Source organism: Streptomyces sp. CB01201 (assembly GCF_002803085.1).
Lineage (GTDB): Bacteria > Actinomycetota > Actinomycetes > Streptomycetales > Streptomycetaceae > Streptomyces > Streptomyces hundungensis.
In genome coordinates this window covers 164,159-177,891 of sequence record NZ_NNBJ01000010.1, presented here as the reverse complement: position 1 = coordinate 177,891, position 13,733 = coordinate 164,159, and the positions used below count along the sequence as shown (strand labels likewise).

Sequence of the window (13,733 nt, the reverse complement as noted above, 5' to 3'; positions counted from 1 at the left end):
GACCCGCTGATTGTCCCGAAGGCCCGCGCGCTACTTGCGGGCGGCCTCGGCGGGCCGGTCCTGTGCCGTGGGGGCCTGGCCCTTGGGCGGCTTCCCGGGCAGGAACAGGGCGACGACGAGCGCGCCGAGCAGCGCGACGCCGGACGAGGCGAGCGCGGTGACGTGCATGGCGTGGATGAAGGCGTCGTCGGCCGGGCCGATCAGGGCCTTGCCCGCCGGGCCCATCCGCTCGGCGATGCCCAGGGTCGCCTCGATGGATTCGCCGGCCGCCTTGCGCGCCCCTTCGGGGACCGCGCCGAGGTGGCCCTCGATGTCGCCGCGGTAGACGGTGGAGAGCAGCGAGCCGAGCACCGCGACGCCGAGCGCGCCGCCGACCTGGCGGAAGGTGTTGTTGACCGCCGAGCCCGAGCCGGCCTTCTCCCGCGGCAGGGACTGCATGATCGAGACGGTGACGGGCGGCATGATGTGGGCCATTCCGGTGCCCTGGACGAAGAAGACGACCTCCATGACCCAGATCGGGGTGCTCGCGTCGAACAGGCCGAAGGCGGCCAGGCCGACGGCCACCAGGATCAGGCCCGCGGTGCAGACCGCCCGCGCGCCGAACCGCTCGACGACGAGCCGGGCCCGCGGCGCGAAGATCATCTGGGCGGCGGCGAGCGGCAGGATGAGCAGCCCGGACTGGAGGGCGCTGTAGCCGCGCACGCTCTGCATGTAGAAGACCGAGAAGAAGGTGACGCCCATCAGCGCGAAGAAGGTGAGCGCGATGGCGACGACGGCCGCCGAGAACGCGGGCTTCTTGAAGTAGCCGATGTCGATGGCGGGGTGGTCGCAGCGCTTCTCGTACACGACGAAGAGCACCAGGACCGCGACGCCGCCGAGGATGGTGACGAGCACGGTGGTGTCCGTGAAGTCCGCCAGCTCGCCGCCGTGGATGATGCCGTACACGAGCAGCACCAGGCCCACCACGGAGAGCAGCACGCCGACCGGGTCGAGCTTGCCGGGGCTGGGGTCCTTGGAGTCCGGTACGAGGACGACCATGGCGATCAGGGCGATGATCACGACCGGCACGTTGACCAGGAAGACCGAGCCCCACCAGAAGTGCTGGAGCAGGATGCCGCCGGTGATCGGGCCGATCGCGATGGCGAGGCCCACGCCGCCGGCCCAGATGCCGATCGCCTTGGGCTGCTCGTCGCGCTCGAAGACGTTCATGAGGACGGCGAGGGTGGCCGGCATCACGAACGCGCCGCCCAGGCCCATCAGGGCGCGGAAGGCGATGAGCTGGTCCGGGGAGTTGGAGAAGGCGGCGAGCACCGAGCCGAGGCCGAAGACGGTGATGCCGAAGAGCAGGATCTTCTTCCGGCCGAGCCGGTCGCCGAGCAGGCCGGAGGTGAAGAGGAGCCCGGCGAAGACGAGCGTGTAGGCGTTGATCGCCCATTCCAGCTCGCTCTGGGTGGCGCCGAGCCCGGTGGGGGCGGGGCTCGCGATCGTCTTGACGGCGACGTTCAGGATCGAGTTGTCCAGGACGACGATCAGGAGGCTGAGCATCAGGACGGCGAGGATCGCCCAGCGCCGGCGGTGGACGGCTTCGGGTATCCGGGGCGCGGCCGGGGCACCGGACGCGACAGGCGTGGTTGACATACGGACCAGCCTAGACGCATTTCGATACGAGACCGTCTCGTATAGATAGCTCTTTGCTTTTCGGACACCGGTTCGTTTCCTGGCCGATTTGCCTTCCCGGCACACCCACTTCCCCGAGGAGGGCACGGGATGCCACCATGGATGTGGTCCGGAGACGCCGTGAGGGCGCTTCGAGATGACGAACAGGAGCAGTTGCGATGACGCAACAACTTCCGGCTGCCCAGAAGCAGAAGACCCCCGACAGCAGCGATCCCAAGGCGCTGTACGGAGGCAAGGGCACCCGCCGCATCACCGTCCACGACATCGCCCGCGCCAAGGAGCGCGGCGAGAAGTGGCCCATGCTCACCGCCTATGACGCGATGACCGCCTCCGTCTTCGACGAGGCCGGGATCCCGGTCCTGCTCGTGGGCGACTCGATGGGCAACTGCCACCTCGGCTACGAGACGACCGTCCCGGTCACCCTGGACGAGATCACCATGCTGTCCGCGGCCGTCGTACGGGGCACCTCGCGCGCCCTGATCGTCGGCGACCTGCCGTTCGGCTCCTACCAGGAGGGTCCGGTGCAGGCGCTGCGCACCGCGATGCGCCTGGTCAAGGACGCGGGCGTGGGGGCGGTGAAGCTGGAGGGCGGCGAGCGCAGCCACGAGCAGATCCGGCTGCTCGTCGACTCCGGCATCCCGGTCATGGGACACGTCGGTCTCACCCCGCAGTCCGTCAACACGCTGGGCTACCGGGTTCAGGGCCGCGGCGACGAGGCGGCACACCAGTTGCTGCGCGACGCCAAGGCGGTGCAGGACGCGGGCGCCTTCGCCATCGTCCTTGAGCTGGTCCCGGCCGAGCTCGCGGCCGAGGTCACGCGCAGCCTGCACATCCCGACGGTCGGCATCGGCGCGGGCGTCGAGTGCGACGCCCAGGTGCTGGTCTACACCGACATGGTGGGCCTGACGCCCGGGAAGACCCCCCGTTTCACCAAGCAGTACGTGAACCTGCGCGAGTCCCTCGGGGACGCGGCGAAGGCGTTCGCGGGCGAGGTCGTCGGCGGGTCCTTCCCCGCCGAGGAGCACACCTTCCACTGATCCGTCCGATGCATCGTCGACCACCGTTGCCCCCATAAAGCCACTGCGGTCACGACGACAGTCCGCCGACTTCCCCCATCGGCGGGCTGTCCGTCGTTGGGGCGCGCGCCCCCGGCACCCCGGACGCGGGGCGCGGATCGGCGGCCGTCGGCGGCCGTCCACCGGCTGTCGGCGTTCTGTCGGTGACCTGTCGGTGGGGACTGGCACCTTGGGGGCATGACGCGAATCGACAAGAAGCCCAGGAACAACGGGGAGGGCGCGGCCGGCGTCGCCGTCTCCGTGCGGGGGCTGGTGAAGCACTTCGGCGACACCAAGGCGCTGGACGGCGTCGACCTGGACGTCCGCGAGGGCACCGTGCTCGGTGTCCTCGGACCGAACGGCGCCGGCAAGACCACGCTCGTACGCTGCCTGTCCACCCTGCTCGTGCCGGACGCCGGAACCGCCGTCGTCGCCGGGTACGACGTGGTGCGCCAGCCCCGTCAGCTGCGCCGCACCATCGGCCTGACCGGGCAGTACGCCTCGGTCGACGAGAAGCTGTCCGGCCGCGAGAACCTGTACATGATCGGCCGGCTGCTCGACCTGTCCCGCAAGGACGCCCGCTCCCGCGCCGACGAGCTCCTGGAGCGCTTCTCGCTCACGGACGCCGGCAAGCGGCTCACGGCGACCTACTCCGGCGGCATGCGGCGCCGGCTCGACCTGGCGGCCTCCATGATCGGCCACCCGGCCGTGCTGTACCTGGACGAGCCGACCACGGGCCTGGACCCGCGCACCCGCAACGAGGTCTGGGACGAGGTGCGCCGGATGGTCGCCGAGGGCGCCACCGTGCTCCTGACCACGCAGTACATGGAAGAGGCCGAGCAGCTGGCGAGCGAGCTGACGGTCATCGACCGCGGCAGGGTCATCGCCAACGGCGAGGTCGACGAGCTGAAGGCACGCGTCGGCGGCCGCACCCTCCAGATCCGGCCCACCGACCCGGAGCAGCTGGGCGCGATGGCGCGGGCCGTCGCCGAGGCGGGCCTGGACGGCGTCGCGGGCACCCAGGTCGTGCCGGACGAGGGCGTGCTGAACGTCCCGATCCTCAGCGACGAGCAACTGACCGCAGTGGTCGGCCTGTTGGGGTCGCGCGGCTACGGCATCGCCCACATAGGCACCCACCTTCCCAGCCTGGACGAGGTGTTCCTGGCCATCACCGGCCAGAAGACCGCCGATTCCCAGGACGCCGCCCGAGAGACCGAGGAGGTCGCGGCATGAGCGCCACCACCACCGTCAACGCGCCTGCCCAGCAGGCCCCTTCGCCCCCGCGGGCGGCCGTCGGATCCGACGACGCACGGATCGGGCTGCGCGCGAACCTGCGCCACATCGGCGCCCTGGCACGCCGCAACATGCTCCAGATCAAGGCCGACCCGGAGTCGATGTTCGACGCGGTGCTCATGCCGATCATCTTCGTGCTGCTCTTCGTGTACGTCTTCGGCGGCGCGATGTTCGGCGCCGGCAACCGCGGCCAGTACGTCAACTACCTGGTGCCCGGCCTGATGGCGACGATGGGCCTCAACATCGCCATGGCGGTCGGCACCGGCGTCAACGACGACTTCAAGAAGGGGGTGATGGACCGCTTCCGGACGATGCCCATCGCCCGGTCGTCCGTCCTCATCGCCAAGATGGTGGTCGAGATCGGCCGCATGCTGGTGGCCACCACGATCCTGCTGATCATGGGCTTCATCCTGGGACTGAGCGTCAGCACCTCGGTGTTCGGCCTGCTCGGCGCCATCGGCCTGTCCCTGGTGTTCGGCGCGTCTCTCATGTGGATCTTCATCCTGCTCGGACTCACCATGAAGACGGTCCAGGCCGTCCAGGGAGTGGCCATGCTCGTGCTCATGCCGCTCCAGTTCGGCTCGTCCATCTTCGCCAAGCCGACGACCATGCCGGGCTGGTTGCAGTCCTTCACCGACTACAACCCGCTGTCCAACCTGGCCGACGCGGGCCGCGGTCTGATCACCGGCGGCCCGGTCGCCCACTCCGCGCTGATGACCCTGGCCTGGTCGGCGGGCATCACGCTGGTGACGGCCCCGCTGGCGGTCGCCAAGTTCCGCAAGCGCACCTGAGTCTGACGGTACGTCAGTCGCGTCCGGCCGCGTGAGCACGTCGTACCAGGGCGGTGGCCTCCTCCGCGGGGAGCCCACCGCCCTCGGCGTACGCGGCCTGGTAGGCGGCGTCGTCGAGCAGGGCGCGCGCGGTGCGCTCGGCCACGGTCCGCTGCTCCACTTCCACGGGCGAGGAGAAGTGGCCGACCGGAAGCAGGGCGTCGCCGGCGCCGATGAGGCGTGCCGCGTCCAGGCCGTTGTCCGTACCCCCGAGCCCGGCGACGGCCCAGGCCGCGGTGATCAGATGCACCGGGATCATCTCCGGCGCGACCATCCGCGAGAGCGGCTCCTGCGCCCTGTCCAGCGCGACGCGCGCCCCGGACAGGGCCTCGGCGTACCGCCCCTCCTCGTTGTCCAGCCAGGCCCGCACGCCGAGCACGAAGCCCTCGAACAGCATCAGGTTGGCGGAGCGGAACTCCCGCAGCATGATGTCGACCTGCTCGCGCGCCTCGTCGAACCGGCGGGTGCGGCCCAGCCACATGGTGAGGAAGAGCCGGGCCGCGGGCCGCGCCTCGACGCCCGCGCGGTGACCCTCGGCCAGGATCTCGCGCAACAGCACCTCGCCGCGCTCCGCCTCTCCCGTCTCCAGGAGCGCGGCGGCGAGCCGTGCCTTGAGCAGGGACGTCTGGGCCTCGGCCCCGAGCCACTCGGCGTGGTCGAGTGCGGCCGCGAAGTCCTCGGCGGCCAGGCCGTACTGGCCCCGCTTCTCCCGCGCCTCGCCGCGGGCCCCGAGCGCCTCGGCCGCACCCCAGGCGTCCCCCAGGCGCTGGAACATCAGGAGGCTGCGGTCGGCGTCGGCGGCCGCGTCGCCCGGCCATTCGGCCCGGTTGGCCCGAACGTTGGCGCGCATCTGGAGGGCCGCGGCCAGCTCCCACTCGTAGCCGTACTCCTCGCAGGCCGCCACGGTCGCGTCCAGCACCTCCTTCAACAGCTCCTGGTCGCCGGTGAGCACGACCGGGAAGAACCAGAGCGAGGCCGGCATACGGCAGGTCTGGGGAAGCCCCGGCCGGTAGGCGGACACGATCGCGCGCAGCCGCTCCAGGGCCTCGGGGGTGGTCCATACGTCCAAGTCGTGGTCCATGGAGGCCAGTTGGAGCAGATGGACGCCGCGCCTCGCCTCCTGGAGCACCTCGTCGTCGAACGGCGGCGGGACGTCCGTGCAGCGGGTGTGGACGGGCGGCGCGGGCGCCACGGGCGGCGCGAAGGGGTCGGGGCCGAGGGCGGCCACCTCCCGCCCCCAGTGTCGTGAATCGCCCCTGAGATCGCGCATCTGCCAGTACCAGAGCAGGGCGTGCACCAGGCACAGTGCCTCGTGCTCGTCGCGCAGCGCGACCGAGCGGCGCAGCGCGGTCCGCAGGTTCTCGTACTCGCGCTCGAAGGTGTGGATCGCGGTCCGCTGCCCGGGGCCGCGCAGCTCGGCGTCGGCGCGGCGGGCGAGCTCCCGGTAGTACGTGAGGTGGCGCCGCTCGGCGGCGGCCCGGTCGCCGGCCTCCGCGAGCCGCTCGGCGGCGTACTCGGCGACGGTCTCCAGCAGCCGGTAGCGCATCTCGCCGGCGCCGTCGGGGGCGGCCACGACGAGGGACTTGTCGACGAGCGAGCCGAGCACGGAGGCCACGTCGGGGCCCGTGGACGCGCCGCCCTCGGCACAGACCGCCTCCGCCGCCGCCAGCTCGCAGCCGCCCGCGAAGACGGCGAGCCGGCCGAGCACCGCGCGCTCGGCGGCCTCCAGGAGGTCCCAGGACCAGTCGACGACCGCCCGCAGGGTCTGCTGCCGGGGCAGCACGGTGCGGCTGCCGCTGGTGAGCAACTGGAAGCGGTCGTCGAGCCGGTCCGCGATCTGACAGGGTGTCAGCATACGGAGGCGGGCCGCGGCCAGTTCGATGGCGAGCGGGAGTCCGTCCAGGCGGCGGCAGATCTCGGCGGCGGCCTCCGGGTCGTCCTCGACACGGAAGCCGGGCCGGGCCGCGGCCCCCCGCTCGGCGAACAGGCGCAGCGCGAAGGGCGCGGGCAGCGGTTCCACCGGCCGCACCAACTCGCCCGGTACGCCCAGCGGTTCACGGCTGGTGGCGAGGACGACCAGCTGCGGGCAGCGGGCCAGGAGGTACTCGGCGAGCTCCGCGGCGGCGCCGATCACATGCTCGCAGTTGTCCAGGAGCAGCAGCATCCGGCGCGGCCCGCAGTGCTCGGCGAGCCGGACCACGGGGTCGTCCGCGTGCGGGTCGGCGGCCCTGAACTCATCGGCGCCGACCGCGTGCAGCACCGTCTTGCGGGCGCCGACGGCCGTGAGCACGGCGGCCGGCACCCCGGACGGGTCCTCCACCGGCGCGAGTTCGGCCAGCCACACCCCGTCCGGCCAGCAGGCCGCCAGTCCGTCGGCCGCCTCCTGCGAGAGCCGGGTCTTGCCGGCCCCGCCGGGCCCGAGCAGGGTGACGAGCCGGGCGCTCTCCAGGTCGCCCCGGATGTCCGCGAGGTCGGCCTCCCGCCCGACGAAGGAAGTGAGGCGGGCCCGCAGATTGCCGTGCGCCGGGGCGGCCGGCGGCGAAGGCTCGGCGGCCGGGTTGAGCAACTCGGCGTGGATGGACCGCAGTTCGGGCCCGGGGTCGGCGCCCAGCTCCTCGGCCAGGGTGGCGCGCACGCTCTCGTAGGCGGCGAGCGCCTCGGCCGGGCGGCCCGCGGCACGCAGTGCCTTGATGCGCAGCGCGTGCAGCGGCTCGTCCAGCGGATGGCCGTCGCACAGCACGGCGAGTTCGGCGAGCGTCTCGCCGGCGCGACCGAGCGCGAGGGCGGCGCCGAGCCGCAGCCGCCGGGCGTCCAGCCTGCGGGACTCGGCGCGGGCGCCGAGCGTTCCGGGTTCGGGCAGATCGGCGAGCGCGGGCCCGGCCCACAGGGCGAGCGCGTCGTCGAGCAGGGTCGCGGCCTTCGCCGCGTCGCCCTCCTCCAGGGCACGGGCGCCGTCGGCGGCGAGCCGCTCGAAGCGGTGCAGGTCGATGTCGTCGGCCTCGGCGGCGAGCCCGTAGCCGCCGCTCCCGGCGGAGAACACCGCGTCGTGGCCGAGCGCCCGGCGCAGCCGCCCGACCAGCGCCTGGAGCGCGGCCGGAGCGTCCGCGGGCGGGCGGTCCCCCCACACCTCGTCGACGAGGAGGCCCACCGGGGCGGCCCGGCCCGGCCGCAGCGCCAGGACCGTCAGGAGGGCGCGCAGCCGCGCACCGCCGAGGGCGACGGGGCTGCCGTCGGGGTGAAGGACCTGGGTGTTGCCGAGAATCCGGTAGCGCACGCCCCCATTGTCTTCGACACCGCCGCGCCCGGGTTCCCCGAGGCGGAACTACCGGCGGCTCCCGGGACGTTCGACGCAGGGAACCCGCCTGCGATCCGGGCGGGGGGCCGGACACGGGCGCGTACCCCCTGTACGGTCAGGCGCGTTCTTCCCGACCGTCCCACCAGCACAGGAGCCGACCGCATGGCCACCGCAACCTCCCGCCACCACGACCGGCGGATCAGCCCGGTCTTCCTCGGGATCGTCGCCGTCATGGCGGTCTCCGGGTGGGCGGTGTGGACGAGTTACGCCGCCTCGCGCGGCCTCGCCGTGTTCCTGTTCGTGACGTCGGCGTGGGTGGTGTCGCTGTGCCTGCACGAGTACGCGCACGCCCGCACCGCGCTGCACGGCGGTGACATCACGGTCGGCGCCAAGGGCTACCTCACGCTCAACCCGCTGAAGTACACGCACGCGCTGCTGTCGATCGTGCTGCCGGTCGTCTTCGTGATCATGGGCGGCATCGGCCTGCCCGGCGGCGCGGTCTTCATCGAGCGGGGCCGCATCCGGGGCCGCTGGCGGCACAGCCTGATCTCGGCGGCCGGCCCGCTCACCAACGTGCTGTTCGCCGTGGTGTGCACGGCCCCGTTCTGGCTGCACGCGCTGGACGGGGTGCCCGACGACTTCCGGTACGCGCTGGCGTTCCTGGCGCTGCTCCAGGTGTCGGCGGCGGTGCTCAACTTCCTGCCGGTGCCGGGTCTCGACGGGTACGGGATCATCGAGCCGTGGCTCTCGCACGCGGCGCGGCGCCAGGTCGAGCCGTTCGCCCCGTTCGGGCTGCTCGCGGTGTTCGGGCTGCTGTGGATCCCCGAGGTCAACCAGGAGTTCTTCCGGCTGATCTACGCGATCCTGAGCGGGCTCGGGGTGCCGGACTGGGCCGCGGCGGCCGGCCGCGGCCTCTACCAGTTCTGGCCGGACCTCGGCAGCCTCTCGATCACCCCGCAGCGCTAGGGCCTGTCCAGCGGATCTTGTCAGGTGAGCGGGGGCCTGCCCTCACTCCGCGGGGCTGGGGCTCGTCCGCTCGGCGCGGGCCCGGCGCAGGTAGTACCAGCACATGTTGGACGAGAGCCCGACGAGGAGCACCCAGACGATTCCGAGCCAGCTGCCCTGGACGAAGGAGACCACGGCCGCGACGGCGGCGAGGACACAGACGGCGAGGGCGTACAGAGCGAGGCGGGGCATGGAGGTCGGCTCCTGTCGGGTACGGCTGCTTTGCGGCACTGCGGTCGAGCGGGACGAAAGGGACGGGCGGGTGCGCTCGGCACCCGCCCGTCCAGTGTCCCCCATGTCCGTCGGCGCCCCGCACCTCGGGCACGGGCGCACGCGTCCCGGCCCGGGTGCGGCCGGACGGGCGGGCTCAGACGTCGGTGACGCGCAGCCCCGCGTGCGCCTTGTAGCGGCGGTTGACCGAGATCAGGTTGGCGACGAGCGACTCGACCTGGTGGGCGTTGCGCAGCCGCCCGGCGAAGACGCCGCGCATGCCGGGGATGCGCCCGGCGAGGGCCTGCACGAGGTCGGTGTCGGCACGGGCCTCGCCGAGGACCATCACGTCGGTGTCGATCTCCTCGACCGAGGCGTCCTGGAGCAGCACCGCCGATAGGTGGTGGAAGGCCGCGGTCACCCGGGAGCCGGGCAGCAGGGCGGCGGCCTGCTGGGCGGCGCTGCCCTCCTCGGGCTTCAGGGCGTACGCGCCCTGCTTGTCGAAGCCGAGCGGGTTGACGCAGTCGACGACGAGCTTGCCGGCCAGCTCCTCGCGCAGCGATTCGAGCGTCTTGGCGTGGCCGTCCCACGGCACCGCCACGATCACGATGTCGCTGCGCCGCGCGCACTCCGCGTTGTCGGCGCCCTCGACACCGAGCCCGAGTTCCTCGGCCGCGGTCCGGGCGCGCTCGGCGGCCCGGGAGCCGATGATCACCTTCTGGCCGGCCCGGGCGAGCCGGTAGGCGAGACCGCGGCCCTGGTCGCCGGTGCCGCCGAGCACGCCGACGACGAGACCGGAGACGTCCGGAAGCTCCCAGGGGTCCTTCGCGGCGGGCTTCGCGGCGTTGGCGGCGTTGTCAGTGGAAGTCATGAGGGCGACCTTACTCGTCCGTAGCCGAGGGCTTCGTTCGGATGAGGAAGACGCGTTCCGGCCCGCGGGCGGCCCGGATGCGGCACTCTTCCGGCATGGATGCCGTACGGGTCGCACTGCTGCGGGAAGTGCTCGCCGGGACGGAGTGGCTGCGGGCCACCCGCCGCTTCGCGGGCGTCCTGCGCTCCTCGGTCGTGCCGCACGGCGGCGGCCTCCTCCTGGTCGGCACCGAGTCGTACGAGCCCTGGCACCTGGCCGCCCATCTCACCGACGAGGCCGCCTGGTCGGGGCTTCCCGAGCTGAGCCCGACCCTGGTGCGCCACCGCACCGAGCCGGGCGGCCCGCCGCACCTGTCGGTCGGGCTCGGCCGCCTGGAGGCGGCGCGGCGCGGCGAGACACTGCTCGTGGTGGCGCCCGAGCGACCCGCCGAAGGGCTCCTCGAACGCGTTCATGACGCACGGAGGGCGGGCGCGACCGTGCTCGCCCTGGACGGCGGCGACCGTGAGGTGCGGGGCCTCGTCCACGAGTCGCTGACCGTGACCCCGGACGCGGAGCTCGACTTCGACACCGTGCAGCACCTGGTCAGCGCGGCCGCGGGCGAGAACGTCCTGCCGCCGCAGCGCGGCCCGCGCCGCTTCCGCGACCGCCTCGGCCGCCTGGCCGACCAGCTGACGGCCCCGCCGCCGGGACGCTGGTGACGGGGCATCGGCGAGCTGCCCGGGGTCCGCGCCACGGGACGGGAGCCTGTCCAGCGGGGCACGCACGCACGTAATTCGTTTGCGCCCGGCGTCCCGGGCCCGGAGCATGGCCGCTCGTGCCCGAAGAACCCCCCGCGTCCCGACTCCGCTCGATCCTGCCCGACCTCGCCCCCTGGCGGGCCTCGGCCGACTTCCGGCTGCTGTGGGTGCAGGGCCTGATCACCAACTTCGGCAGCTTCATGGCGATGGTCGCGCTGCCGTTGCAGATCAAGGAGCTGACCGACTCGCCGCTCGCGGTGGGCGCGATGGGCGCCGTGGAACTCGTCCCGCTGGTCGTGTTCGGCCTGTACGGCGGCGCCCTCGCGGACGCGGTGGACCGCCGCAAGGTCATCCTCGCCACCGAGGCGGGCCTCGGTCTGCTCGCGCTGATCCTGCTGGTCAACGCGCTGCTCCCGAACCCCGTGCTCTGGCCGCTGTACGTGGTGGCGGCCGGCGTCTCGGCGCTCGCCGGGCTCCAGCGCCCGGCCCTCGACTCGCTGATGGCCCGGATCGTGCCGCACGACCAGCTGACCGCGGCCGCCGCGCTCAACGCCCTGCGCTGGCAGCTCGGCGCGATCGCGGGACCGTCGCTGGCCGGCCTGGTCGTGGCGTACGCCGGTACGGCCACGGCGTACGCCACGACCATCGGCACGTTCACCGTGTCGGTGGTGATGTGCGCCCGGCTGACCCCGGCCCCGCCCGCCCACGACGCCCGGAAGCCCTCGCTGCGCGGCATCGCGGAGGGCGCGCGGTACGCTTGGTCACGGCCGGTGCTGCTCGGGACCTACGCGGTGGACCTGGCCGCGATGTTCTTCGCCTTCCCGAACGCGATCTTCCCGTTCCTCGCCGAGAGCCTGCACGCCGACTGGTCGCTCGGCCTGATGTACGCGGCGGGCTCGGCCGGTTCGGTACTGCTCAGCCTCACCAGCGGCTGGACCTCGCGGGTGCGCCGGCACGGCCTGTTCGTGGTGGTCGGCGCGGTCGTGTGGGGCGCGGCGATGGCCGGGGCGGGACTGATCGGCAACGTGTGGCTGGTGCTCGGCTGCCTCGCCGTGGCGGGCGCCGGGGACATGCTCAGCGGGCTCGGCCGCTCGACGATCTGGAACCAGACCATCCCGGAGGAGCTGCGCGGCCGCCTGGCCGGGATAGAGGTGCTCTCGTACAGCGTCGGCCCGCAGCTCGGACAGGTGCGGGCCGGCGCGATGGCCGGCTGGACCGGGACCAGGGCGGCCGTGTGGTCGGGCGGGGTGGCCTGCGTGGCCGCGGTGGGGCTGCTCGCCGCGGCGCTGCCCAGGCTGATCACCTACGACTCGGCGACCGACGAGGACGCGGCCCGCCGCAGGGCGGCCAAGCAGCCCACCACCACGGGGGCGTAGCCGGGCCGCCACGGGGGCTTGGCCGGCGCCGTCCTCGCACCCGGCCGGCCGCCGTCATGGCGTCGGGGTCGGCGCCTCCCCAGTCGGTGCCGCCTAGTCGGTGCCGTCCGTCGGGGCGGACTTGTCGTGCCACTTCGGGTCGTTCTCCCACTCCAGGTTCCGCTCCTGCGCGTTCTGCATCGCGTGCTCGGCCTCCTCGCGCGAGGTGTACGGGCCGAAGCGGTCCTTGGCCGGGCAGTCGGGGCCCTCCTCGACCTTGTGGTGGACCAGGCAGTAGTACCACTCGCCGGGTTTGCCGACGGTGCGCTTCTTGAACAGAGCCATGGCTGCCTCTTCCCTGGGACGACGGTGGCCTGGGGCCTCAAGCCCATGCTGCCCCACACCCGCTCGATAGACTCGCCGGCATGTCTGGCCAGCCGAAGTCGCAGTCCCTGCTCGTGCCCGGGGAGATCTCTCCGGCCCGTTCCGTCCCGGGTCGTATCCGGCGTCCCGAGTACGTCGGGAAGCCCATGCCCGCGCCGTACACCGGCCCCGAAGTGCAGACCCCCGAAACCATCGAGCTGATGCGGACCGCGGGGCGGATCGCGGCGCGGGCGATGGAGGAGGCCGCCAAGCACATCGCGCCGGGGGTGACGACGGACGAGCTCGACCGGGTCGCGCACGCGTACATGTGCGACCACGGCGCCTATCCGTCGACGCTGGGCTACCGCGGCTTCCCCAAGTCGCTGTGCTCCTCGGTCAACGAGGTCATCTGCCACGGCATCCCGGACTCGACCGTCCTGAAGGACGGCGACATCGTGAACCTGGACGTCACCGCGTACATCGGCGGGGTGCACGGCGACAACAACGCCACGTACTTCTGCGGGGACGTCGACGACGAGTCGAAGCTGCTGGTCGAGCGGACCCGGGAGTCCCTCAACCGCGCGATCAAGGCGGTCCGCCCGGGCCGTCAGATCAACATCATCGGCCGGGTCATCGAGTCGTACGCCAAGCGCTTCGGCTACGGCGTCGTACGGGACTTCACGGGCCACGGCATCAGCACGGCCTTCCACTCCGGTCTGATCGTGCCGCACTACGACGCCCCGCACGCCACGACGGTGATCAAGCCGGGCATGACCTTCACGATCGAGCCGATGCTGACCCTGGGCACCCACGAGTACGACATGTGGGAGGACGGCTGGACCGTCGTCACCAAGGACCGCAGGCGGACGGCCCAGTTCGAGCACACCCTGGTGGTCACGGAGACCGGCACCGAGATCCTCACCCTGCCGTAGCGGGACTGCCGGACATTTTTCGACCGGGTGTCCCGTCGCGGGACAGCGGGTACCTTTTTACCGACAGGACGTCGGGAACCCATTGACTTAGGTAACCCTAACCTGAGAAG

The 13,733-nt window shown here is 72.6% G+C and carries 12 protein-coding genes; 7 read left to right on the top strand and 5 right to left on the bottom strand.

Features of this window, described 5'->3' with window-relative positions; genetic code table 11:
* Positions 1-30: 30 nt before the first annotated feature.
* Positions 31-1,638 (bottom strand): MFS transporter, encoded by a 1,608-nt coding sequence (locus tag CG740_RS21445; RefSeq protein ID WP_100576819.1) that lies wholly within the window; start codon positions 1,636-1,638, stop codon positions 31-33.
* Between the two features lie 197 nt (positions 1,639-1,835).
* On the opposite strand from CG740_RS21445, the gene panB reads away from it, so the two are divergent.
* The 3 genes from panB to CG740_RS21430 all read left to right on the top strand — a co-directional run bounded on the left by panB (position 1,836) and on the right by CG740_RS21430 (position 4,816).
* Positions 1,836-2,714 (top strand): 3-methyl-2-oxobutanoate hydroxymethyltransferase, encoded by an 879-nt coding sequence (gene panB / locus CG740_RS21440; protein ID WP_100576818.1) that lies wholly within the window; start codon positions 1,836-1,838, stop codon positions 2,712-2,714.
* 216 nt (positions 2,715-2,930) lie between these two features.
* A complete protein-coding gene (locus CG740_RS21435; protein WP_100576817.1) occupies positions 2,931-3,965 on the top strand; it encodes an ATP-binding cassette domain-containing protein in 1,035 nt (344 codons plus the stop codon).
* A complete protein-coding gene (locus CG740_RS21430; RefSeq protein ID WP_100576816.1) occupies positions 3,962-4,816 on the top strand; it encodes an ABC transporter permease in 855 nt (284 codons plus the stop codon). The genes CG740_RS21435 and CG740_RS21430 overlap by 4 nt, the downstream gene beginning before the upstream one ends.
* Positions 4,817-4,829: 13 nt before the next feature.
* Here CG740_RS21430 and CG740_RS21425 read toward each other — a convergent pair whose 3' ends face one another.
* Positions 4,830-8,129 carry a BTAD domain-containing putative transcriptional regulator gene (locus CG740_RS21425; protein ID WP_100576815.1) on the bottom strand — a complete coding sequence of 1,100 codons (3,300 nt, stop codon included), beginning with the start codon at positions 8,127-8,129 and terminating at the stop codon, positions 4,830-4,832.
* A 183-nt stretch (positions 8,130-8,312) separates the two neighbouring features.
* Here CG740_RS21425 and CG740_RS21420 point away from each other — a divergent pair, with 183 nt between their 5' ends.
* Positions 8,313-9,116 (top strand): site-2 protease family protein, encoded by an 804-nt coding sequence (locus CG740_RS21420; RefSeq protein WP_100576814.1) that lies wholly within the window; start codon positions 8,313-8,315, stop codon positions 9,114-9,116.
* A 42-nt stretch (positions 9,117-9,158) separates the two neighbouring features.
* Here CG740_RS21420 and CG740_RS21415 read toward each other — a convergent pair whose 3' ends face one another.
* Together CG740_RS21415 and npdG are read right to left on the bottom strand one after the other, a co-directional pair.
* A complete protein-coding gene (locus CG740_RS21415; RefSeq protein WP_100576813.1) occupies positions 9,159-9,347 on the bottom strand; it encodes a hypothetical protein in 189 nt (62 codons plus the stop codon).
* Positions 9,348-9,522: 175 nt separating this feature from the next.
* Positions 9,523-10,236, bottom strand: a complete 714-nt coding sequence (gene npdG / locus CG740_RS21410) for an NADPH-dependent F420 reductase (RefSeq protein ID WP_100576812.1) — start codon at positions 10,234-10,236, stop codon at positions 9,523-9,525.
* 95 nt (positions 10,237-10,331) lie between these two features.
* Between npdG and CG740_RS21405 the strand changes: the two genes are divergently transcribed.
* Positions 10,332-10,934 (top strand): hypothetical protein, encoded by a 603-nt coding sequence (locus tag CG740_RS21405; protein WP_100576913.1) that lies wholly within the window; start codon positions 10,332-10,334, stop codon positions 10,932-10,934.
* Between the two features lie 116 nt (positions 10,935-11,050).
* Entirely contained in the window at positions 11,051-12,349 is a 1,299-nt protein-coding gene (locus CG740_RS21400; protein ID WP_100576811.1) for an MFS transporter, read from the top strand.
* A gap of 93 nt (positions 12,350-12,442) precedes the next feature.
* Here CG740_RS21400 and CG740_RS21395 read toward each other — a convergent pair whose 3' ends face one another.
* Entirely contained in the window at positions 12,443-12,673 is a 231-nt protein-coding gene (locus CG740_RS21395; RefSeq protein ID WP_100576810.1) for a hypothetical protein, read from the bottom strand.
* A gap of 80 nt (positions 12,674-12,753) precedes the next feature.
* On the opposite strand from CG740_RS21395, the gene map reads away from it, so the two are divergent.
* Complete coding sequence (gene map / locus CG740_RS21390) at positions 12,754-13,623, top strand: type I methionyl aminopeptidase (protein WP_100576809.1); 870 nt, start codon at positions 12,754-12,756, stop codon at positions 13,621-13,623.
* Positions 13,624-13,733 lie beyond the last annotated feature (110 nt).